23 protein-coding genes and 1 pseudogene are annotated in these 20,060 nt (G+C 67.1%); 12 read left to right on the top strand and 12 right to left on the bottom strand.

Features of this window, described 5'->3' with window-relative positions:
* Nucleotides 1-75 precede the first annotated feature (75 nt).
* From C457_RS03715 to C457_RS03740, 6 genes are all read left to right on the top strand, one after another.
* Nucleotides 76-1,047 carry a calcium/sodium antiporter gene (locus C457_RS03715; protein ID WP_004972832.1) on the top strand — a complete coding sequence of 324 codons (972 nt, stop codon included), beginning with the start codon at nt 76-78 and terminating at the stop codon, nt 1,045-1,047.
* A gap of 133 nt (nt 1,048-1,180) precedes the next feature.
* On the top strand, nt 1,181-2,497 hold the full coding sequence (locus tag C457_RS03720) for a Na+/Ca2+-exchanging protein (RefSeq protein ID WP_008092118.1): 1,317 nt from the start codon (nt 1,181-1,183) through the stop codon (nt 2,495-2,497).
* Between the two features lie 57 nt (nt 2,498-2,554).
* Nucleotides 2,555-3,874 carry a D-aminoacyl-tRNA deacylase gene (locus tag C457_RS03725; protein WP_008092122.1) on the top strand — a complete coding sequence of 440 codons (1,320 nt, stop codon included), beginning with the start codon at nt 2,555-2,557 and terminating at the stop codon, nt 3,872-3,874.
* Between the two features lie 157 nt (nt 3,875-4,031).
* Nucleotides 4,032-5,171 carry a cell division protein FtsZ gene (ftsZ, locus tag C457_RS03730; RefSeq protein WP_004972824.1) on the top strand — a complete coding sequence of 380 codons (1,140 nt, stop codon included), beginning with the start codon at nt 4,032-4,034 and terminating at the stop codon, nt 5,169-5,171.
* A gap of 196 nt (nt 5,172-5,367) precedes the next feature.
* Nucleotides 5,368-5,541, top strand: coding sequence for a protein translocase SEC61 complex subunit gamma (locus C457_RS03735; RefSeq protein WP_004044219.1), 174 nt, complete (start codon nt 5,368-5,370; stop codon nt 5,539-5,541).
* 1 nt (nt 5,542) lies between these two features.
* A complete protein-coding gene (locus C457_RS03740; protein WP_004044218.1) occupies nt 5,543-5,995 on the top strand; it encodes a transcription elongation factor Spt5 in 453 nt (150 codons plus the stop codon).
* Nucleotides 5,996-6,183: 188 nt separating this feature from the next.
* Here the strand turns inward: C457_RS03740 and C457_RS03745 are convergent, their stop codons facing one another.
* Entirely contained in the window at nt 6,184-6,486 is a 303-nt protein-coding gene (locus C457_RS03745; RefSeq protein ID WP_049905009.1) for a DUF7565 family protein, read from the bottom strand.
* Between the two features lie 98 nt (nt 6,487-6,584).
* On the opposite strand from C457_RS03745, the gene C457_RS03750 reads away from it, so the two are divergent.
* Nucleotides 6,585-7,349 (top strand): PHP-associated domain-containing protein, encoded by a 765-nt coding sequence (locus C457_RS03750; RefSeq protein ID WP_008092125.1) that lies wholly within the window; start codon nt 6,585-6,587, stop codon nt 7,347-7,349.
* 60 nt (nt 7,350-7,409) lie between these two features.
* Here C457_RS03750 and C457_RS03755 read toward each other — a convergent pair whose 3' ends face one another.
* Entirely contained in the window at nt 7,410-7,934 is a 525-nt protein-coding gene (locus C457_RS03755; RefSeq protein ID WP_008092128.1) for a metal-dependent hydrolase, read from the bottom strand.
* A gap of 70 nt (nt 7,935-8,004) precedes the next feature.
* The gene (locus C457_RS03760) at nt 8,005-8,529 is read right to left on the bottom strand and encodes a CinA family protein (protein ID WP_008092129.1); all 525 of its coding nucleotides are present in this window, start codon (nt 8,527-8,529) and stop codon (nt 8,005-8,007) included.
* Between the two features lie 150 nt (nt 8,530-8,679).
* Here C457_RS03760 and C457_RS03765 point away from each other — a divergent pair, with 150 nt between their 5' ends.
* Nucleotides 8,680-9,900, top strand: a complete 1,221-nt coding sequence (locus C457_RS03765; protein WP_049913397.1) for an ArsA family ATPase — start codon at nt 8,680-8,682, stop codon at nt 9,898-9,900.
* A gap of 39 nt (nt 9,901-9,939) precedes the next feature.
* Here C457_RS03765 and C457_RS03770 read toward each other — a convergent pair whose 3' ends face one another.
* From C457_RS03770 to C457_RS03785, 4 genes are all read right to left on the bottom strand, one after another.
* Nucleotides 9,940-10,785 carry an SDR family oxidoreductase gene (locus C457_RS03770; RefSeq protein WP_008092131.1) on the bottom strand — a complete coding sequence of 282 codons (846 nt, stop codon included), beginning with the start codon at nt 10,783-10,785 and terminating at the stop codon, nt 9,940-9,942.
* Between the two features lie 59 nt (nt 10,786-10,844).
* A complete protein-coding gene (locus C457_RS03775) occupies nt 10,845-11,672 on the bottom strand; it encodes an endonuclease V (protein WP_008092132.1) in 828 nt (275 codons plus the stop codon).
* 1 nt (nt 11,673) lies between these two features.
* The gene (locus tag C457_RS03780; protein WP_008092138.1) at nt 11,674-12,573 is read right to left on the bottom strand and encodes a rhomboid family intramembrane serine protease; all 900 of its coding nucleotides are present in this window, start codon (nt 12,571-12,573) and stop codon (nt 11,674-11,676) included.
* Between the two features lie 518 nt (nt 12,574-13,091).
* The gene (locus C457_RS03785; protein WP_004972805.1) at nt 13,092-13,625 is read right to left on the bottom strand and encodes an inorganic diphosphatase; all 534 of its coding nucleotides are present in this window, start codon (nt 13,623-13,625) and stop codon (nt 13,092-13,094) included.
* A gap of 335 nt (nt 13,626-13,960) precedes the next feature.
* On the opposite strand from C457_RS03785, the gene C457_RS03790 reads away from it, so the two are divergent.
* The gene (locus tag C457_RS03790) at nt 13,961-14,320 is read left to right on the top strand and encodes a PadR family transcriptional regulator (protein ID WP_008092140.1); all 360 of its coding nucleotides are present in this window, start codon (nt 13,961-13,963) and stop codon (nt 14,318-14,320) included.
* Nucleotides 14,321-14,355: 35 nt separating this feature from the next.
* Here C457_RS03790 and C457_RS03795 read toward each other — a convergent pair whose 3' ends face one another.
* Entirely contained in the window at nt 14,356-14,916 is a 561-nt protein-coding gene (locus tag C457_RS03795) for a DUF7108 family protein (RefSeq protein WP_008092142.1), read from the bottom strand.
* A complete protein-coding gene (gene rnhA, locus C457_RS03800; RefSeq protein ID WP_008092144.1) occupies nt 14,909-15,502 on the bottom strand; it encodes a ribonuclease HI in 594 nt (197 codons plus the stop codon). The genes C457_RS03795 and rnhA overlap by 8 nt, the downstream gene beginning before the upstream one ends.
* A gap of 118 nt (nt 15,503-15,620) precedes the next feature.
* Between rnhA and C457_RS03805 the strand changes: the two are divergent.
* The 3 genes and pseudogenes from C457_RS03805 (at nt 15,621) to C457_RS20540 (ending at nt 18,241) form a co-directional block, all read left to right on the top strand.
* Nucleotides 15,621-16,684 (top strand): annotated as a pseudogene (locus C457_RS03805) (transcription initiation factor IIB).
* Nucleotides 16,685-16,768: 84 nt separating this feature from the next.
* Nucleotides 16,769-18,031 carry a DNA repair protein NreA gene (gene nreA, locus C457_RS03810; RefSeq protein WP_008092145.1) on the top strand — a complete coding sequence of 421 codons (1,263 nt, stop codon included), beginning with the start codon at nt 16,769-16,771 and terminating at the stop codon, nt 18,029-18,031.
* A 36-nt stretch (nt 18,032-18,067) separates the two neighbouring features.
* Nucleotides 18,068-18,241 (top strand): hypothetical protein, encoded by a 174-nt coding sequence (locus tag C457_RS20540; protein ID WP_008092147.1) that lies wholly within the window; start codon nt 18,068-18,070, stop codon nt 18,239-18,241.
* Between the two features lie 33 nt (nt 18,242-18,274).
* Here the strand turns inward: C457_RS20540 and C457_RS03815 are convergent, their stop codons facing one another.
* The 3 genes from C457_RS03815 to C457_RS03825 are packed head-to-tail and all read right to left on the bottom strand — an operon-like array spanning nt 18,275 to nt 20,060.
* Nucleotides 18,275-18,730, bottom strand: coding sequence for a DUF302 domain-containing protein (locus C457_RS03815; RefSeq protein WP_004972792.1), 456 nt, complete (start codon nt 18,728-18,730; stop codon nt 18,275-18,277).
* 50 nt (nt 18,731-18,780) lie between these two features.
* Entirely contained in the window at nt 18,781-19,392 is a 612-nt protein-coding gene (locus C457_RS03820; protein WP_008092149.1) for a GrpB family protein, read from the bottom strand.
* Complete coding sequence (locus tag C457_RS03825) at nt 19,389-20,060, bottom strand: CPBP family glutamic-type intramembrane protease (RefSeq protein ID WP_049913373.1); 672 nt, start codon at nt 20,058-20,060, stop codon at nt 19,389-19,391. Before C457_RS03825 ends, C457_RS03820 begins: the two co-directional genes overlap by 4 nt.

The raw sequence follows: 20,060 nt of genomic DNA on the forward strand, positions 1-20,060 counted from the left end.
CTCTCCCGTGATAGATTGTCGCGGATCCACGGTGTACCGGCGCGCTTTTAGTCTCCCGTTGGTCTACTCCCGCGTATGTCGGCACTCGCAACCCTGCTTTCCTTCGATACCGCGCTCCTCGTGGCGGGTATCGTCGCGCTCTACCTCGGGGCCGAGGCGCTCGTCGAGGGCGCGTCTCGACTCGCCATCGGCCTCGGTCTCCGGGCGGCCATCGTCGGTGTGACCATCGTCGCGTTCGCGACGACCACCCCCGAACTCTTCGTCGCGGTCCTGAGCGGCCTGGGCTACAGCTCCGACCTCGGACTCGGCGCTATCGTCGGCTCGAACATCGCCAACATCGGTCTTGTCCTCGGAATCTCGGCGCTCATCCAGCCGATGGGCGTCTCGACCGCGACGCTCCGCCGGCACGTCCCGTTCATGATTGCCGCGGCGGTCGCGCTCGTCGCGCTCGGGATGGACGGGAACCTCAGCGCCGTCGACGGCGGCGTCCTCCTGCTCATCCTCGTCGCGTTCACGGGCTACCTGCTCTACCGCGCCCGGTCGGCGACAGCAGACGCCATCGGCGCGGACGAAATCGACATCGAGGACGAAGACGAGGTCTCCGCGCAGTTCAAGGACGTGGTCTATCTCGGCCTCGGCCTGCTCCTCCTGTTCGTCGGCTCGAACTGGCTCATTCAGGGCGGACAGGGACTGCTCGAATCCTTTGGGTTCGGCCCGCGGTTCATCGGGCTGACCGTCCTCGCGTTCGGCACGTCGCTGCCGGAACTCGCGGCGTCCGTCATCAGCGCGGTTCGCGGCGAGTCGGAGTTCAGCATCGGCAACGTCGTCGGTTCCAACATCTACAACGTCGTCGCCGTCCTCGGCATCCTCGCCATCATGGTTCCCGTGAACGTCCCCCCGAGCACCATCTCGCTGGACTTCCCGGCGCTCCTCGTGTTCACCTTCGGGGTCATCGCGCTGATGCTCCGCAACCGCGACGTGTCCCGCCTCGACGGCGGCATCCTCGTCGTCGGCTACCTCGTGTTCTTCTGGCTCATCCTTCCCTGACGTCCCAAACGGGCGATTTCGACCGTCTCTCGCGCCCGTCTCGGGCCGATTTTGAAACACAAGAGCTACCGGCTTCGGCTTCGGTCTTGTAGCCACGATGGGACGACGACGACTCAGCCATCCGCTGACCGCGGTGTTCGGAGCCGCACTTCTGACGGTCCCGTGGCTGGGCCTCCACACGGTGTTCGGCGTTGACCTCGCGACCGGCGTCACCGTCGCCCTCAGCGGTATCGCCGTTCTCGGGGCCTCGTTCCTCCTCGCGTGGGGCGCGGAGACCGCCGAGGCCGACGTGCCGCGGGCGTTCGCTCTCGCCATCCTCGCGGTGCTCGCGGTCGCCCCCGAATACGCCGTTGACGCCCTCTACGCGTGGGAAGCCGGCATCAACCCCGGCTCCCCCGAATCGGCCGAGGCCGCGAGCCTCGCCGTCGCCAACATGACCGGCGCGAACCGCATCCTCATCGGCATCGGCTGGTCCGCAATCGCGCTCTTCACCGTCTATCGCGCCCGTGACACCGGCGACGAGGCGGTCGAGTCTCGTCCCGGCTTCCTCGCGGACGTGGTCCGACTCGATCACGGCATCGCGACGGAGATTCTGTTTCTCTTCGCCGCGACCGTGTTCGCCTTCTTCGTCCCGCTCGGGGCGGGAATCGGCGCGGTCGACATGTTCGTCCTCGTCGGACTCTACGTCGCGTACATCTTCGTGGCGATGAACTCGCCGCACGAGGACGAAGAGCAAATCGGCGTGCCCGCGTACCTCCAGTCGTACCGGAAACCCAAGCGCATCGCCACGACCCTCTCGCTGTTCGTCTTCTCGGGCATCGTCATCCTCGTCGCCGTCGAGCCGTTCGCTCACGGCCTCGAAGCCCTCGGGAAGTCGGTCGGCATCCCGTCGTTCCTGATGATTCAGTGGGTCGCGCCGCTGGCGAGCGAGAGCCCCGAACTCATCGTCGTGGCCTACCTCGTCAACAAGGCGCGGTCGACCGCCGGCTTCAACGCGCTCATCTCCTCGAAGCTCAACCAGTGGACGCTCCTCATCGGGACGCTCGTGCTCGTCTACAGTCTCTCGCTCGGCTACTACGGGCCGCTTCCGCTCGACACCCACCAGATGGGCGAACTCTGGCTGACGGCCGCCCAGAGCTACTTCGCCATCGCCATCCTCATCACGTTCTCCATCAGCCTCCGCGAGGCGGTCGCCCTGCTCGGGCTCTTCTTGGCACAGTTCGTCTACTCCGTCACCGGACTGGCGCTCACGCTCCCGATTCCGGGACTCGGCGCGGTCACCTTCGACGGCGCAACCTCGCTCATCGGCTTCTCCGTCGTCTATCTGGTCGTCGGAACAACGCTTTTCGTCCGGCGGCGCGAGCAACTCGCCGCGGTGGCAAAGCTCTCCGTTCGACGCGTTCGCGGCGACTACGGCGCGAACGAGATTCCGGCCGCGGTCGAAGACTGACCGGTTCCCCTCGCCGCTTCCGACGCCCTTTTCGCCGACCTCGGCGACCCTCGTATCGTGATTGGAATCGTCGTCAGCCGCGCCGACAGCGCATCGGTTCACATCGGCGAGCACCTGCTCGAACTCGCCGACTGGGACGAACGGACCGACGGGGACCGACCCGACGCCGACGGCGGCGGCACCGTCTTCTCCCGGGACGGCTTCGAACTCCGGGAGTTCGACGACCTACACATCGACCTCGACGACCCTGCCGAGGCGTTCGACGCCGACCTCGACCTCGTCGTCGTCGTCTCCCGGCACGCCGGCGAGACCGGCGCGCTCCTGACCGCGCACTTCACCGGGAACTTCGGCCCCGCCGACTACGGCGGCGAGCCGGGGCGGTTCGCCCGCGCGTGCCCCAACGCCCAGCGCGCCGTCATCGAGGCGCTCCGCGAGCGTGCGCCCGACGACTACGAGGTCGGCATCGAGGCGACCCACCACGGCCCGACCGAGCCGACGGTCCCCTCGATGTTCGTCGAGCTCGGGAGCGACGAAGAGCAGTGGGGTGACCCCGAGGGAGCCCGCGCCGTCGCGGCGGCCGTTCTCGACATCGAAGGCGTCGCGCCCGACGCGGACCGCCAGCTCGTCGGCTTCGGCGGCGGCCACTACGCCCCGCGGTTCGAGCGCGTCCTCCGCGAGACCGACTGGCGCGTCGGCCACATCGCCGCCGACTGGCAGCTCAAGGCGATGGGCGCGCCCGAGAACAACCGCGACGTGCTCCGCCGGGCGTTCGAGGCCTCCGCGGCCGACCTCGCGCTGGTCGACGGCGACCGCGACGACCTCGCGGCCGCCCTCGAAGCCGAGGGGTTCCGGGTCGTCTCCGAGACGTGGGTCCGCGAGACCGCGGGCGTCCCCCTCGACCGCGTTGCCGCCCTCGAAGCCGACGTCACGACCGTCGAGGAGGGGCTCCGGTTCGGCGCGCGAATCGACGCCGACGACTACGAGGTCGTCTCGCTCCCCGACGGCCTGCTCGGCGAGGCGCAGGGCATCGACCTCGACGCCGCGCTCGACGCCGTCCGCGAGACCACCGTCGCCTTCCACACGACCGAGGGCGGCGCGCGCGCGGTGGGTCGCGCCGCCGTCGCGGGCGACGGCTACGACGAACTCGCGTCGCGGCTCTGCGACGTGCTGCGCGAGAAATACGACAGCGTGGTCCGCGAAGACGGGGCGGTCACGGCGACGGTTCGGGCGTTCGACCCCGCCGCCGCACGCGAGTTTGGCGTCCCCGAAGGGCCGGCGTTCGGCAAGCTCTCGGCCGGGCAGCCGGTCGAAATCGACGGCGAGACCGTCGCGCCCGAAGAGGTATCGAAAGAACGACTCATCGAGTTCGTCGTGTGAGCCCCGGCGGAGCGCGGCCGGCCGATTCGCCCCGTGAACCGTCCTGTGCCGCGGGCTCTCATGTCACGTTTCGGCACGAATCGGCGGCTCGTCGGACAGATGTCTGACGGAAGGGGGAAAGATAATTAGTCGTCCTCCGTAAACCGTCTCCATAAATATGGACTCTATCGTCGGCGACGCAATTGACGAGGCCGAGGCCGAGGACATGGGGGATGAGTCGGTTCAGGTCGACGACTCGACCAACATCAACCGGTCCGGGACGATGACTGACGACGAACTGAAAGCGGTTCTCAAAGACCTCCAGACCAACATCACGGTGGTCGGGTGCGGCGGTGCCGGCGGGAACACCGTCAACCGGATGCACGAGGAGGGAATCAAGGGGGCGAAGCTCGTCGCCGCTAACACCGACGTGCAGCACCTCGTGGAAATCGGTGCCGACACGAAGATTCTCATGGGCGAACAGAAGACCCAGGGTCGCGGCGCGGGCTCGCTCCCGCAGGTCGGCGAGGAAGCCGCTCTCGAATCCCAAGAGGAGATTTACGACGCCATCGAGGGCTCCGACATGGTGTTCGTCACCGCCGGGCTCGGCGGCGGCACCGGCACCGGTTCGGCCCCCGTGGTCGCCAAGGCGGCCCGCGAGTCGGGCGCGCTCACCATCGCCATCGTCACGACGCCGTTCACGGCCGAAGGCGAGGTGCGACGAACCAACGCCGAAGCCGGTCTCGAACGCCTCCGCGACGTTTCTGACACGGTCATCGTCGTCCCGAACGACCGCCTGCTCGACGCCGTGGGGAAGCTCCCGGTCCGTCAGGCGTTCAAGGTCTCCGACGAGGTGCTGATGCGCTCGGTCAAGGGTATCACCGAACTCATCACCAAGCCCGGTCTCGTCAACCTCGACTTCGCCGACGTGAAGACGGTCATGGAGCGCGGCGGCGTCGCCATGATCGGTCTCGGCGAGTCCGACTCCGAGTCCAAGGCCCAAGAGTCCGTCAAGTCTGCCCTCCGCTCGCCGCTTCTCGACGTGGACATCTCCGGCGCGAACTCCGCGCTCGTCAACGTCACCGGCGGCTCCGACATGAGCATCGAGGAGGCCGAGGGCGTCGTCGAGGAGATTTACGACCGCATCGACCCCGACGCGCGCATCATCTGGGGGACCTCCGTCGACGACGAACTCGAAGGCATGATGCGGACGATGATCGTCGTCACCGGCGTCGAGTCGCCCCAAATCTACGGCCGAAACGGCGAGGTGCAGGCGCAGGCCGAAGGCCGTCTCGAAGACATCGACTACGTCGAGTAGTCGCCGTCGTCGGCGACGCGGCCGGGAACGCGTCCACCGCTCTCGCGGTCCGGATGCCCTCCGTTCTCCTCCCCTCGCGTTCCGCGTAGTGGCGTCACTCCGCCGGATTCGGCGTTCTCACTCGCCTTCGAGACCGAATTCGGCTCGACGGTGCATCAATAGATAGAAAAAGCCCGACGCCTTAGGCCCCAGCAACATGGACGTTAAGTACGACCTGAACAGCTACGTTCGCGTGTTGAAACTCGCGAGCACCCCGTCCTGGCAGGAGTTCTCCCAGATCTCCAAAATCGCTGGCGCGGGTATCTTCCTCGTCGGACTGCTCGGTTTCATCATCTTCGCGGTCATGAGCTTCCTCCCCGGAGGGGTCTGAGATGCCCATCTTCGCGGTAAAGACCACCGCTCGTCAGGAGCAAACGGTCGCGGACATGATTGCGACGAAGGAATTCGAACAGATTCACGCCGTCCTCGCGCCCGACTCGCTCACGAGTTACGTGATGGTCGAGGCCGACGACGACGGTATTGTCACGCGCGTCCTCGAGGAGATTCCGCACGCCCGAGGTCTCGTCGAGAGCGGCGGCGCGGTCGGCACCTCCAGCATGGCCGAAGTCGAACACTTCCTCTCGCCGACGCCGGACGTGGAGGGTATCGCGGAGGGCGACATCGTCGAACTCATCGCCGGCCCGTTCAAAGGCGAGAAGGCGCGCGTCCAGCGCATCGACGAGACGAAAGACCAGGTCACCGTCGAACTGTACGAGGCGACGGTCCCGATTCCGGTCACCGTCCGCGGGGACCAGATTCGCGTCCTCGACTCCGAAGAGCGGTAAGCGTCCGCCCCGACGAGGGCTCTTTTCTCTCTCAGTTTCGGCTCGACTCACCGCGCGCGACGAGCGCCGCGTCCCCCGGCGACATCCACCCTCCCGGCGACTCCCATGTCCCCCGACAGTCACCGACGAGACCGTCTCGCGCGACCGTGTCGCGTCCCACCGCGACCTCCGACGTTTCGTCGCTCTGTCTACAGCGCGCCCTGCTCGCGGAGCGTCTCGACGACGCTGTTGAGGTCTGCGTCCGCCTCGACGGCGTCTTTCACGTCCTCGCGGATGCGGACCGCGGAGGAGTCGGCGTCGTACGCGCGGACGAACTCGGCGCGGGTGTGCTCGTCGAAGGCGTGTCGAATCGCGAAGTAGCCCTCGGGCACGATGGTCCCGCACACCTTGCACTCGTGGCGCTCGTGTTCCACCGTCTGGTGGATGACCGCGCTTTCCGCGTCTTCGAACCGACCGTCACACCCTTCGATTCCGCACTTCCACCGGGACATGTTCCCACCGACGGACGTGAGCGACAAAACCGTTTCTTCGACCGCCCGGCGTTCGACAAATAGCAACCACTAACTGGTGGCTGACCCGACCGTATCGTGTGAGCGCGACCACGACGACGCGGGTCGATATGCACGTGAAGATTCTCGACGAGCGGGTCGTCTCGCGCGCGAAAGCCCGCGGTATCGACGTGCTCGTCTACGCGCCGCACTTCGTTCGCCTGCCAGACATCCGCGCCCGCGCGGCGCGCTTTTCGGACGACGACCTGCTCGTCGTCCCCGCCCGCGAGGTGTTCACGGGGTCGTGGCGCGACCGGAAACACGTCCTCGTGGTCGGCCTCTCGGACCCCGTGCCCGACTTCATCACCCTCGACGGGGCCTTCGCCGAGTTCGACCGGCAGGACGCGGCGACGCTCGTCCCGCACCCCGAGTTCCTGACGGTGAGCCTCACCGCCGAGGACGTGGCCGCCCGCCGCGACGACATCGACGCCGTCGAGACGTACAACACGAAGTCCTTGCCGCGGGACAACCGCCGCGGGCGCGACATCGCCCGCGAGACGGGGCTGCCGGGGTTCGCGTCGTCCTACGCGCACCTCCACGGCACCGTCGGCGAGGCGTGGACCGAGTTCGACTGCGACATCGACTCCGAGGCCGACCTCGTCACCGCGCTCCGCGAGGGGGCGGAACGCCGGGTCGTCCGCCGCACAGGAGTCTCCCACGCGCTCCGCGGCGCGGCCGAGTTCGCCCACCTCGGCTACGAGAACTCGTGGGGGAAAGTCGACCGACTCCTGCTTTCGGGGATGGAGCCGACGCATCCGAGCCACATCGCCTACGACGGTCGGTTCGACGACGTGAGCGTCTACTGAGTCTCGCAAAATAGTTTTTCGAGCGCGTCCGAACGCGCCAGCATCGCGGCCGCCCCGCCCTCAGACCACCGCGGTGAACGTCGCCGCGGCGTCCGCGAGGGACACGTCGAGCGAAAAGAGGTAGTAGTGGACGCCCGCGAGGACGCCGAGTTCGGCGACCGTGACGACGACGGTCACCGCGTCGGCGTGTTTCGAACTCGTCGCCACGCCGGTCGGCAGGTCGTACTCCTGCGGCGACAGCGGGTAGAACAGCGCGATGCCGCGCTTCGAGCCGACCATGTCGAGGACGTAGTGGGTGGCGACGCCGATCCAGACGAAGTGGAGGTTGCCGAAGACGAGCGGGAACGCGAGGAATATCGCCAGCACCGGGAGGTTGTGGAGCGTCTTGCGGTGCTTGCCGAAGGCGGTGTCCACGTCGGGGAACAGCGCCCCGAGGACGACGGGCAGCGACAACTGGCCGATTTTCTGGGCGAGGAGGAACGCCGAGTCGACCGTCGGTTCGAACGACCGCGGGTCCACGGTGAGGATGACGCCGAGCCCGAGCGCCAACAGAATGGCGTTGAGCACGTGTCCCTTCTTGTTCATGGATGCAGACTGGTCTGGCGGGATACAAAGCTTTCCCACGGAACCGACCGACAGCGGCCGTGCGACCGACTCAGCCGGTCGTGGCGGACTCGATTTCTTCGTGGAGGAGCGCCAGCGCCCCGCGCGCAATCTGTTCTTTCACCTGCGTCCGCGACCCGTCGTACTCGAAGCGCTCGACGCGGGCGTACGAGTCGCCGGAGCCCCACGGCGCGGCGAAGGCGACGCCGACGAAGACGGTCCCGACCGGCTTGCCGGGGAGTCCGCCCTCCGGCCCGGCGATACCCGTCGTTGCGAGCCCCCACGTCGCGTCGGCCACGTCGCGGACGCCGGCGGCCATCCCGCGGGCGACGGGCTCGGAGACGGCGCCGTGTTCGTCGAGCGACTCCCGCGAGACCGCCAGTTCGTGGCGCTTGGCGTCGTAGGAGTAGGTGACGAGCGAGCGGTCGAAGTAGTCGCTGGAGCCGGGCACGTCGGTCAGGAGCGACCCGACGAGGCCGCCCGTACAGGACTCCGCGACTGCGACGGTGTGGTCCGCCTCGCGGAGGGCGTCGCCGACGCGGACCTCCTCGGGCGGGTCGGATGCGAACTCGCGCATACGACCGACGACGGGCGGTCGGGACAAAAAGCGGTCGGGGAGGTCACCGCCGGGGCTGGCGTCGCGGTCGGAACCGATGCGGCGGGACAAAAGTCCACCGGCGGTTCCGAGACCGAGAAGTACACAAAGCCCCGCGGTGTCGGGTCCGACATGGACATCGACGTTGAGCCGACGGAGCGACCCGACGCCGACGAAGACGACGACGCCGGCGACGACGGGCCGGCCGAAATCGAGGTGGAAGTCACCGACCCAGACGAGGTCACCTCGACCGACACCGAAGACCTCCCCGAGGGCATCGACGCCCCGGATTACGTCCTCTACGGCGGCAAGGGCGGCGTCGGAAAGACCACGATGGCCGCGGCGACGGCGCTCGCCAGCGCGGCCGACGGCACCGCGACGCTCGTCGTCTCCACGGACCCCGCGCACTCTCTGTCCGACACGCTCGGCGTGCCGGTCCCCGACAAGCCGACTCGGATCCGCGAGGAGATTCCCCTCTACGCGGCCGAAATCGACCCCGACGCGGTCATGGAAGGGCCGTTCGCCGGCGGCGACGGCTCGAGCGAGGACTTCGACGACGAGACCGACTTCGAGACCGGCGAGTACGACGACGACAACCCCTTCGCCGGCGGCGACTCGGACTCCCCGTTCGGTGGGATGGGCGGTGGAATGGGCGGCTTCGAGGACCTCCTCGGCGGCGACGGCCCGATGGGGATGGGCGGCCCGATGCCCGGCGCGGACGAGGCCGCGGCGATGCAGCAGCTCCTCGAATACATGGACGACCCGCGGTTCGACCGCGTCGTCGTCGACACCGCGCCCACGGGCCACACGCTCCGCCTGCTCGAACTCCCCGAACTGATGGACTCCATGCTCGGTCGCATCGCCCGCATGCGCCAGCGCTTCTCCGGCATGATGGACAACCTCAAGGGGATGTTCGGCGGCGGCCCCGACGACCCGCAGGCCGGGATGGCGGACCTCGACGACCTCCGCGAGCGCATCGAGCGCCTGCGCGCGGTCCTCCGCGACCCGACGCGGACCGACTTCCGTGTCGTCATGATTCCCGAGGAGATGAGCGTCGTGGAGTCGAAGCGCCTCGTCTCGCGGCTCGACGAGTTCGGCATCCCCGTCCAGACGCTCGTCGTCAACCGCGTGATGGAGTCCGTCGAGGACGTGGCCGACGTGGACCCCAAGTGGATAGAATCGCCCGACTTGGAGAACTGCGGCTTCTGTCAGCGCCGCTGGCAGGTCCAACAGGACGCGCTCCGCTCGGCGACGAACCTCTTCCGCGGCCGCGACGTGAAGCGGGTGCCGCTGCTCGCAGAACAGGTACAGGGCGAAGACGCCCTCCGGGTCGTCGCGACCTGTCTGAAGTAACGCCGAGAAGAACGCCTTCGCGGGCCGACCGCGACGGGTTCAGGGAAGCTTGCGAGCGAAGCCGTAGAGCGCGTCGCGCCACGCGTCGGGCAGGAAGCGCGCGAGGACGCCGACGCGGGCGACGGTTCCGGGCTGGTAGCGCGCCCGCGGCTTGGTCGAACTCGCGGCGTTGACGATGTCTTCTGCGACGCGCTCGGGCGGAATCGCGCCGGGACCGCCGCCGCCGAGCGCCTGCGAGTCGTCGAACAGCTTGTAGAGCTTCTCGTACGCGCCGGAGCGGTCGAGGCCGTCGGCGTCCTCTCCGTTGCCGTTGACCTCGTCGTCCACGCGGTTCGAAAACTGCGTCTCGACCGGACCGGGTTCGATGAGGACGGCGTCGATACCGTACTCCTCGACCTCGGTGCGGAGCGCGTCGGTCATCGCCTCGACGGCGAACTTCGAGCCGGCGTAGACGCCGGTGCCGGGGAAGGCGACGCGGCCGACGACGCTGGAGACGTTGACGATGGTGCCGTCGCCCTGCGAGCGCATGTGAGGCAACACGGCGCGGATGAGCCGGTGGGGGCCGTAGACGTTCACGTCGAACTGGTCGTGGACCTTCTCGGTCGGCACGTCCTCGACGGGGCCCATCTGGCCGTAGCCGGCGTTGTTGACGAGGCAGTCGATTCGGCCCTGCTCGTCGGTGATGCGGTCGACCACGCGGTCGACGTCCCCCTGGTCGGTCACGTCGAGCGTCGCGATGTTCGCGCCGCGCTCCCCCAGCGTCTCGATGTCGGCCGGGTTCCGGGCGGTGGCGTAAACCTCCCACTCCTCGTCGAGGAAGTCGAGCGCCGTCGCGCGCCCGATTCCCGAGGAGCAACCGGTGATGAGGACCGTCTTTTGATGCACGTCGGTAGGTCGAACCGCGCGCTGTTAAGTGTTCGCGGTTCGCCACGATTGGCCTCCGCTCAGTCTTCGTACTGCGCCTTCGCCTCGTCGGCGTAGGCGTCGGCCAACCGAGTCGGTTCGGGGAGCTTGTACTGCCCCGAGAGCCGGGAGACGAGGTCGACGGTCGTGGCCGCAGAGAGGCGGTGGCCGGGGCTGACGTACAGCGGGTTCACGATGGGCCGCGAGTCGTACTGCCGCGACTGGAAGGCGTAGCCGATGGTCGTCTCGGGGCCGGCGGGGTGGCCGCCGACGGGGTCGACCGAGTCGTCGGCGCGAATCGGCGTTCGCCAGCCCTCCGGCCGGCCGTCCACGTCTTCGTCCGGCGTCCCGCAGAGGAGAGACTTGGCGACGCCGATGCTCGGCGCGTCGCAGACGACGCCGAGGTGGGTGGCGAGGCCGGCCTGTCGGAAGTGGATTCGCCCCGACCCGTCGAAGACGAGCAGGTCTGGGTCGCAGTCGAGTTCGGCGAGTGCGTCGAGGATGGGGCCGCCCTCGCGGAACGAGAGCAGGCCGGGGACGTAGGGCAAATCGAGGTCGGAGACGGCGTGGACGCGCTCGACCACCTCGTCGCCGCGGAGGACGACGACGGCGCTCAGCGCGCGGTCGTCCAGAAACGACTGGTCGATGCCGGCGACGAGCGGCGGTGGCGAGTCGGCGTCACCGCCGGGTACTATCGCGTCCGTGAGCGTCTCGTTTTCCGTCTCCGGGGTGGCGAGCGAGACGCGCGTCGGGTCGAACGGGAGGTCGTCCTCGAAGACGGCGGCCTCGGCGACGCGGCGCTGGAGCGACTCCATCTCGTCGCGCGAGAGGCCGGGGCGCGGCGCGAGTTCGGGGCGGGCCGGACGCATCTCAGAACCGGCCGCGGCCGGGGCCGCCGGGACCGCCGGGACCGCGCCCGCCGAGCGAGAGCTGCGAGGGGACCTTCCGTTGGCCCTTCACCCGCTGGCCGTAGGCGAGGCCGATGACGAGACCGATGAGGTGCGCGAAGTGGGCGATGCCGTCGGCGCTCTGGCTGACGAAGAAGAACACCGAGATGCCGGCGAACCCGAGCGTGAACAGCCACAGCGGCACCGGGATGATGAAGTACAGGTAAATCTTCAGCCCCGGGTTGAGGACCGTCAGGACGCCGAGGACGGCCATGATGGCACCACTCGCGCCGACGACGGCGCTCACGCTTCCCGGCGACAGGAGCATCGACGAGCCGACCTGCGCGAGTCCGGCGAGCATCCCGCTGACGAGGAACAGCGCCGCGAACTTCCGCGACCCGACGTAGCGCTCCACCAGCGGGCCGAAGAAGAACAGCACGATGGAGTTGCCGACGATGTGGTAGAAGCCGCCGTGGGCGAATATCGAGGTGACCCACGTCCAGACGTACTCGGGGTGAATGCTCGTGAGGTAGAACGCGTTAATCGAGAGGGAGGGGAGGCCGAGGAACTGCTCCAAGACGAGCTGGGCGAAGAACGTGAGCCACATCAGCGCGAGGAACAGGTACGTGACGTTCCCGCGGAAGTAGCCGAGCACACCGCCGGCGCCCGTGAGCGAACTCAACAGTCCGCCGCTGCGGACGCCTTCGTTGTTTACGGAATCGTCGAAAGAGCTATCGAAGACGCCAGCGGGGTCGTCCCAGTCGGAGAGCCCCGCGCAATCGTGGTTCTCGGGGAGGCGGTGTTCGGAACAGAACGTCCCGCCACACCGTGAACAGCGGTACGGCAGACTCTCGTCCTTGCCGCACACGTCGCAGATAGGCATTACCAACGCCTTACAGCGGCGAGATAAAAAGGGGTTCCCTCATGGATGTGGGGTGTGAACATACAGCGAACGAGTGATAGATTCAGGTGTTTCGTCGCTTCGGTCGGTGGGTCGCCCCATCTGTCAGAGGCGGCCGCGTGGCTGTCGTCGGCGTAGACATCGTGTCGCGCTCGGCGGTCGTTGCGCGGGAATTCGGGGTTACGCGTCTTCGGAGGACGCTTCCTCGGCGTCTTCGTCCGCCTCGTCGGCGGGCGTGAAGTTCGTGGGGACGACGGTCGGGTGCTGAAGCCCGAGACGGGGTTGCTTGGCTGCCATACTCGTCTCGACGTACCCGGCACAGGAACTAAAGATTACCCATGCGCATAATTTATCGGTCGATGCGCCGGCGATAACTGTCGGGTATCCGCGTCGCCGACGCTGGTCGGTTTCCGTCGGACGCGTCTCGGGAGTCGACGCCGCGACCGGCGGCAACGCTCTCGCTCGACGGCGGTGTCGAAAAAAGCGCGCGGTGGAGTCGCTTACGCGAAGTTCTCTTCGTAGAGGTCCATCGCGTGTTCGATGGCGTCCTTTGCGGCCTGCTTGTCCTCCCAGCCCAGCGTCTCGACTTCCTTGCCGGCCTCGAGGTTCTTGTAGGTCGCGAAGAACTCGTCAATCTCGTCGAGCGTCTGCTGCGGGATGTCTTCGAGGTCCTCGATGTGGTCGTAGCGGGGGTCCTCGATGGGGACGGCGATGACCTTGTCGTCCTGCTCGCCGTCGTCGTCCATCTTCATGAGCGCGACCGGGCGGGCCTCGATGACGCAGCCGGGGAACGTCTGGTCCTCGACGAGGACGAGCACGTCGAAGGGGTCTTCGTCGTCGTAGTACGTCTGCGGGATGAAGCCGTAGTCCGACGGGTAGTGGACGTTGGAGTGGAGCACGCGGTCGAGGACGACGCCGGGGATGTCCTTGTCGTACTCGTACTTGTTGCGCTCGCCTTTGAGACACTCGACAACTGCGTAGATTTCGTCCGGCGCGTCGGGGCCGGTCTCCATGTCTTCCCAGAGGTTCACCATACCGAACCCATCCTCGATGCGGGCAAAAGTCCTTTCGGGATTGGTCTCGTATCGCTGTCATCCGGGTTCCGTCGGCCGCTTCGAACCCCTCTACATGTAGAGGTATTCCTCACAGAATCCCACGACGCTACCCTTATGCGTCTGAGATATTCCTCGGGTATGCCCGCTCGGCGACGCTCCGTCGTCTTCGCTTTATCGCCGTGACCCGACTCTGTGCAATACCCGGCACTCGTGTGCGCTCCGCCCCAATTTCTTTGAATAATGGGCCTCCGTATGACGGCGAAACAGACTGCTCGTTGACAAAGTTTAAATAGGAAGGTGACATTTCCATATGCATGTCAGAGGCACAAACAATTGGCAACAAATCCGGTGCGGCTCGGGACCTCACCGCGTTCCAACAGAATATCCTCGTCATTCTCGCCGAGGAACCGATGTACGGCCTGGCTATCAAGCGTCACCTCGAATCGTACTACGACACCGAGGTCAACCACGGGCGTCTGTACCCCAACCTCGACGACCTCGTCGAGATGGGGCTGGTCGAAAAGAGCGAACTCGACAAGCGGACGAACCAGTACGAACTGACCGACGACGGCCTCCAGGCGGTCCTCGACCGCTTCGACTGGATGCTCTCGAAGTTCGTCACCGACGACGAGCGCGCCGAGATGGTCTCGGCGCTCGTCGAAGCCAAGCTGTAATCGGCCGAACACACCGCACGAACCGCGGGGTTCGCTCAGTTGTATTCGGGCACTTCGGCGTCTGCGGCGTCGAAGAGCAACTCGAGCGACTCCGGCAACAACGACCGCTGTTCCGCGGTCGTCCACGCATTGCGTGGATAATATTCTTCGACGAACTCGCGCACTTCGGGAGCGCCGGCCGTCTCGATTCGTCGGACGTAGTGGTTTCCGAGGAAGTCCGCGAACGCCCGCGCGTTCGCCGCGTGGTCCGCGCCGTGTTCCTCATCGACGGTCGCGACGCACGCCGCGTTGTGCTCTTCGACCGCGCTCCACTCGTGGTCCTCACCAGTCCCCGACAGTGCACGTTCGATTCCGCGGTCGACGTCGTCTATCTCCGCCGGGTCGACGATTCCGTCGTCGTCGACCCACTCGTCGGGGTGGAGCACCAACACGTCGTCTTCCTCGCGGTGTCGCGCGCGGAACTCGTGTTCGCTCACGAGTTCGTCGCGGACGGACCGGTACGTCGCCGCCTCGTCGGGGTCCACGGCGTCGCGGGCCAGCCGCGTCAGCCGTTCTGCTTCAGAGAGCACGTCTTCGGGGAGTTCTGACTCAGGCATCGTCGAGGGCCTCGTTGGCTAGGGAGTCGGCGCGGTCGTTTATCTCTCGCGGTACGTGCTCCAGCGACCAGCGGTCGAACGTCGACAGGTGCTCTCGGGCCTTCACGCGGCGCTCTCTCAGACCGGGGTCGTTGGTCTTCCACTCGCCGCGGACCTGCTTGACGACCAGTTGGGAGTCGCCGCGCACGTCGACCTCGTCGTACCCGTACTCCTCGGCGACCGACAGCGCCTCCACGAGCGCCTCGTACTCCGCGCGGTTGTTGGTCGTCTCGCCGATTCGCTTCGAGCCCTCGGCGACGATACCGTTGCTGGTCACGATAGCCCACCCGATGGCCGCGGGGCCGGGGTTCCCGCGGCTCGCGCCGTCGAAGTAGACGTGCGCGCGGCCGCCTTTCGGCTGGATGAGCGCGAGCAGGTCCGTCGGCCTCGACCCCTGTACGACGACTTTCCCGTCGTAGGCGACGGCGCTGGCGTCGCCGCGTTCGGCGCGCCACCGCTCGTGGTCGGTGTTTCCGGGCGAGACGGACACGCCCGCGGCTTCGAGTCGTCCTCGGGCTTCGTCGGGGTCGCACTCGACGGTCGGCATACCGTCACCTCACCGGTGATTCGGTAAAGGCGCTCCGTTCGTCGCTGCGGGCACGACGACACTCCGACGAACCCCGCCAAAGGTTGAAGTGCAAGGAAATAGACAATATATAAATGCGATGAAACGGCCTACCCGCCAGCGGGAGCGTGAGCACGACCGGACTCGATGGGGAGACGAGTCACAGGACGACGAGACATCAGAAGAGGAGTTGGACCTCGACGACCTCGACCCCGAGGAGGTCGTTCGGACCGGCGACGGCGAATTGATTCACGAAGAGACCGGCATCATCATCGAAGAAGAGCGCATCGACCCCGGCCCGGAGTGGCGGGCGTTCAACCACTCCGAGCGGCAGTCCAAGTCTCGCGTGGGCGCGCCGACCACGCAGACGATGCACGACAAGGGGCTGACGACGACCATCGACTGGAAGGACAAAGACGCCTACGGCCGCTCTATCTCCTCGAAGAAGCGGTCGCAGATGCACCGCCTGCGCAAGTGGCAAGAGCGCATCCGGACCAAGGACGCCGGCGAGCGTAACCTCCAGTTCGCCCTCAGCGAAATCGACCGCATGGCCTCGGCGCTCGGCGTCCCGCGGTCGGTCCGCGAGGTCGCTTCGGTCATCTACCGCCGCNCCTCAGCGAAATCGACCGCATGGCCTCGGCGCTCGGCGTCCCGCGGTCGGTCCGCGAGGTCGCTTCGGTCATCTACCGCCGCGCGCTCAGCGAGGACCTGATTCGCGGGCGCTCCATCGAGGGCGTCGCCACCTCGGCGCTCTACGCCGCCTGTCGGAAGGAGGGCATTCCTCGTTCCCTCGAAGAGATTTCCGAGGTGTCTCGCGTCGAGCGCAAGGAAATCGGGCGCACGTACCGCTACATCTCCCAGGAGCTCGGCCTGGAGATGCGGCCGGTGGACCCGAAGAAGTACGTCCCGCGGTTTTCGTCCGAACTCGACCTCTCGAAGGAGGTCCAGTCGAAGGCGAACGAGATTATCGAGACGACCGCGGAACAGGGGCTTCTCTCCGGGAAGTCGCCGACCGGCTTCGCCGCCGCCGCAATCTACGCCGCCTCGCTTCTCTGCAACGAGAAGAAGACCCAGCGCGAGGTCGCCGAGGTCGCGCAGGTGACGGAAGTCACCATCCGGAACCGCTACCAAGAGCAGATCGAAGCGATGGGCATCCACACCTGAGCCCCGCCCGCGCGAGTCGCATCCCTTTCTGACCCCGGACGCGTCGCCGAAGGTTCATACCCGCGGGCGACCCACGTCCGGTGAATGCGGCTCGACGAGTACATGGACATCGAGCGGGACGAGCGCGCCGAGCGGCGGCGACTCGCCGAGGAGAAGTCCTACGGCATCCTCGACCACCTCGAGACGTTCCAAGACCGGTTCGAGGAGACGGTGCAGGGAGACTCGCTGTACGGCGGCGTCTCCCCGTCTATCTTCGTCGGGCGGTCGAACTACCCGAACGTCTCGACGGGCATCCTCTCGCCGGTCGGCCACGACGAGGACGCGGCGTCGTTCGAGACGAGCGCCGCGTGGTACGACGAGGGCGTGAGCATCGACGACGTGTTCCAGCGGCGCACCTCGCTTTTGAACTCAAATCGCGGGACGAAGGTGACGAACGTCGCCGACTCGTGGGACGGCTTCCTCGGGACGCAACGCGAGGTCGCCATCGCCGACCGCCCCGTGACGGTCGAAATCGGCCTCGACGGGAAGCCGTCGCTCGACCTCGACGCCAGCGCCGACGACGTGGCGACCCCCGTCGGCCCGCGGGCCCGCGCCCGCTCCGCCGACCTCGCGGAGAACCCCCACGTTCCCAAACTGGTGAAAAAGACGCTCGAAGACGACGACTGGAACGCCGAGGGCGCGATGACGTACCTCTACCGCCGCGGGTTCGACGTGTACGACATCAACACCATCCTCTCTGCGGGCGCGCTCGGCCAGACCGAACAGCGCCGACTCGTCCCGACGCGGTGGTCCATCACCGCCGTCGACGACACGCTCGGCCAGTATCTCCGCGGACAGGTCAAACACGCTGACAGCGTCGACGGCGTCGAAATCTACCGCAACGAGTTCATCGGCAACGCCTTCTGGGTCATCCTCGCACCGGGGCGCTGGGAGTTCGAACTGATAGAGCTGAAAGCCCCGGGGAGCGTCTGGAACCCCGACCCCGAGGCCGGGATGTACCTCGCGGCAGACCGCGAGGGCTACGAGGGCCGGACCGGCTACGTGAACGAGACGGCCGGCGCGTACCACGCCTCCCGACTCGGCGTTCTCGAACACCTCCAGGAGCGCGGCCGACAGGCGAAGGCGCTCGTCATCAGGCACGTCTCCGACGACTACTGGGGACCCGTCGGCGTCTGGCAGATACGCGAGTCCATCCGCCACGCCTTCGAAGGCGAGACGGCCGAAGCCGAGACGTTCGGCGACGCCGTCCGCGACGTGGCGGAGTACCTCCCGGTGTCGCTTGCGGACCTCCGGCGGAAGTCCACGATGGCTGCCGGCCTCCAGACCGACATCTTCGACTTCACGTGAGCAACGTATTTTGACAGCCGGATAATACGTTTCCGCATGGTTCCGTTACAGGTACCCGGCGGTCCCGAACTGCTCATCATCATCCTCATCTACGGCATCTTCGCGCTCCTCCCCGTGGTCGCGGCGCTCGTCGCGCTCTACCTGCTGTACAAGATTCGAAGCGACGTCAAGCGCATCGCGGACGCGGTCGACGCGCGAGACGGGTTATAACTCGAGACGGCTGGGTACGCTCGGTGACCTCGATTATGCCTCGGCCGCGTCGAGGTTGGCGAGCGCCTGTTCGACGAGTTCGCCCGTGTCGGCGATGATGTCTGCCATCTCGTCGTTGTCGGGCGCGATACCGATGAGCCGGGCGACGCGCATGATGCTCAGGTGGTAGACGACCTGCTTGCCCGGTTCCTCCTCCCAGATGACCACGTTGCACGGGAAGAGCCCGCCCATCTTCTTGTCGGTGGCGTCGAGCGCGCGGTCCGCCATGTTCGGGTTACACGCGCCGAGGACGTAGTAGGGGTCGCGGCCGGCGTCGACCTTCTCGTTGAGCATCTCGGAGGGCGAAAATTCGGTGGCGACACCGAACCCGGCGTCGGTGAAGGCCTCGCGGACGCGCTCGATTGCGGCCTCGTGTTCCATTTCGAGGACGACGCGCTCCTCGCCGATGTCTTCCGGTTTGATGGCGCTGGGGTCGATTGGGAGTGCCATGACCCACCGTTGACTCCCCGTCGGGGAAAAGGTATGGTAGTGTGCTTGACCTACACGAGCGAGTCGTCGCCTTCCCACGACGCGGCGTCGTCGAGCACGGATTCGACGAACGACGCCTTCGCGTTCGTGTATCGACTCCGGCCGTCCGGGTGCGCCTCGGCGAGCCTGCGCTTGTGTCGCTCGTACTCGGCCGCGAGGTCGCCGTCTGCGCGAAGGACGTCGCGGAAGGTGACCTGCTCGCGGTGGCAGTCGCTCCCGGCTTCGGTCACGGAGAGATAGTGCGTCCGTCGCTCGGGCGGGCCGCGGACGAAAAACCGGCGGTCGGGAACGTCGTCGTCGGGTCGTTCTTCGTAGCCCGCGGCTTCGAGCGCCCGCGCAACGTCGCCGGCGTCGTCGAGGTCGGAGACGAGGACGAGCAGGTCGAGGATGGGCTTTGCGGCTAATCCCGGAACTGCGGTGCTTCCGACGTGTTCGAACCGGACGCCGTTCTCGTCGGCGGCACAGAGTCGTGGTCGCAGGCGCTCGACCTCGCGCTCGTACGCCTCGCGCCAGCGCGAGGCGTGCGCGACGAGTTCCACGGTGCCGCGGGCGAGGCCGAGCGACGGATACGGCTCGTCGTCGTCGGCCGCGGACCCGTCCTTGCGGTCGTCGCCGTCGCTCATAGCGGAATCGGGAGCCACTGGAGCGCCGAAGCGACCTGCTCGGGCGGCAACAGCGGCGGGTGGAGCACGAGCCAGTCCAAGAGGATGAGCCCGCCGCCGTGGGCGACGATGGAGGGCAGAATCGAGTCGCTCTCGTAGTCGACGAGGCCGAACAGCACGTCCGTCGGTGCCGACAGGAGAATCTCTATCGGGGGCTTACCGACGTGGTGAAACGCGTAGAGCACCGGGCTGATGAGCGCGCTCTTCCGGCCGATTTCGCGGACGCCGACGCAGAGCAGGCCGCGGTAGTACGTCTCGGCCGCGACGACGACGAGCAACTGCTGGGCTGCGTGCGGGAGGAAGTCGGCGAGGGCGGTCGAGGTGTGCCACATCGGGTAGTAGGCCCGAATCGACGGGAGGCTCGACCCGACGAGGTAAAACGGGAGAACGAACAGCGCGAGGAGAACCGTGTTGCGGAGCGCCGCCCGGTCGACGTTCCAGCCGAGGTTGCGACCGTGGGCGAGCGCGAGCGCTCCGGGTACGAGGATGAACAGGAGGGCGTCGTGGACCGCGCGGTAGGTGAGGTCGCCCGCGGGAAGCGGCCAGAGACTCCACGCGGCCCCGACGATGCCCCCGACGATGAGGGCGCGGTAGAGCCACGGGAGGCGGGCGAGCCGGCGGCGCAACAC

This window comes from Haloferax prahovense DSM 18310 (genome assembly GCF_000336815.1).
Taxonomy (GTDB): Archaea; Halobacteriota; Halobacteria; order Halobacteriales; family Haloferacaceae; genus Haloferax; species Haloferax prahovense.

Bases quoted from the DNA above. Each gene is read 5' to 3' on its own strand.
- C457_RS03715 (WP_004972832.1), top strand. From the start codon at position 76: ATGTCGGCACTCGCAACCCTGCTTTCCTTCGATACCGCGCTCCTCGTG.
- ftsZ (WP_004972824.1), top strand. From the start codon at position 4,032: ATGGACTCTATCGTCGGCGACGCAATTGACGAGGCCGAGGCCGAGGAC.
- C457_RS03735 (WP_004044219.1), top strand. From the start codon at position 5,368: ATGGACGTTAAGTACGACCTGAACAGCTACGTTCGCGTGTTGAAACTC.
- C457_RS03740 (WP_004044218.1), top strand. From the start codon at position 5,543: ATGCCCATCTTCGCGGTAAAGACCACCGCTCGTCAGGAGCAAACGGTC.
- C457_RS03745 (WP_049905009.1), bottom strand. From the start codon at position 6,486: ATGTCCCGGTGGAAGTGCGGAATCGAAGGGTGTGACGGTCGGTTCGAA.
- C457_RS03755 (WP_008092128.1), bottom strand. From the start codon at position 7,934: ATGAACAAGAAGGGACACGTGCTCAACGCCATTCTGTTGGCGCTCGGG.
- C457_RS03760 (WP_008092129.1), bottom strand. From the start codon at position 8,529: ATGCGCGAGTTCGCATCCGACCCGCCCGAGGAGGTCCGCGTCGGCGAC.
- C457_RS03765 (WP_049913397.1), top strand. From the start codon at position 8,680: ATGGACATCGACGTTGAGCCGACGGAGCGACCCGACGCCGACGAAGAC.
- C457_RS03775 (WP_008092132.1), bottom strand. From the start codon at position 11,672: ATGCGTCCGGCCCGCCCCGAACTCGCGCCGCGCCCCGGCCTCTCGCGC.
- C457_RS03780 (WP_008092138.1), bottom strand. From the start codon at position 12,573: ATGCCTATCTGCGACGTGTGCGGCAAGGACGAGAGTCTGCCGTACCGC.
- C457_RS03785 (WP_004972805.1), bottom strand. From the start codon at position 13,625: ATGGTGAACCTCTGGGAAGACATGGAGACCGGCCCCGACGCGCCGGAC.
- C457_RS03790 (WP_008092140.1), top strand. From the start codon at position 13,961: ATGTCAGAGGCACAAACAATTGGCAACAAATCCGGTGCGGCTCGGGAC.
- C457_RS03795 (WP_008092142.1), bottom strand. From the start codon at position 14,916: ATGCCTGAGTCAGAACTCCCCGAAGACGTGCTCTCTGAAGCAGAACGG.
- rnhA (WP_008092144.1), bottom strand. From the start codon at position 15,502: ATGCCGACCGTCGAGTGCGACCCCGACGAAGCCCGAGGACGACTCGAA.
- nreA (WP_008092145.1), top strand. From the start codon at position 16,769: ATGCGGCTCGACGAGTACATGGACATCGAGCGGGACGAGCGCGCCGAG.
- C457_RS20540 (WP_008092147.1), top strand. From the start codon at position 18,068: ATGGTTCCGTTACAGGTACCCGGCGGTCCCGAACTGCTCATCATCATC.
- C457_RS03815 (WP_004972792.1), bottom strand. From the start codon at position 18,730: ATGGCACTCCCAATCGACCCCAGCGCCATCAAACCGGAAGACATCGGC.
- C457_RS03820 (WP_008092149.1), bottom strand. From the start codon at position 19,392: ATGAGCGACGGCGACGACCGCAAGGACGGGTCCGCGGCCGACGACGAC.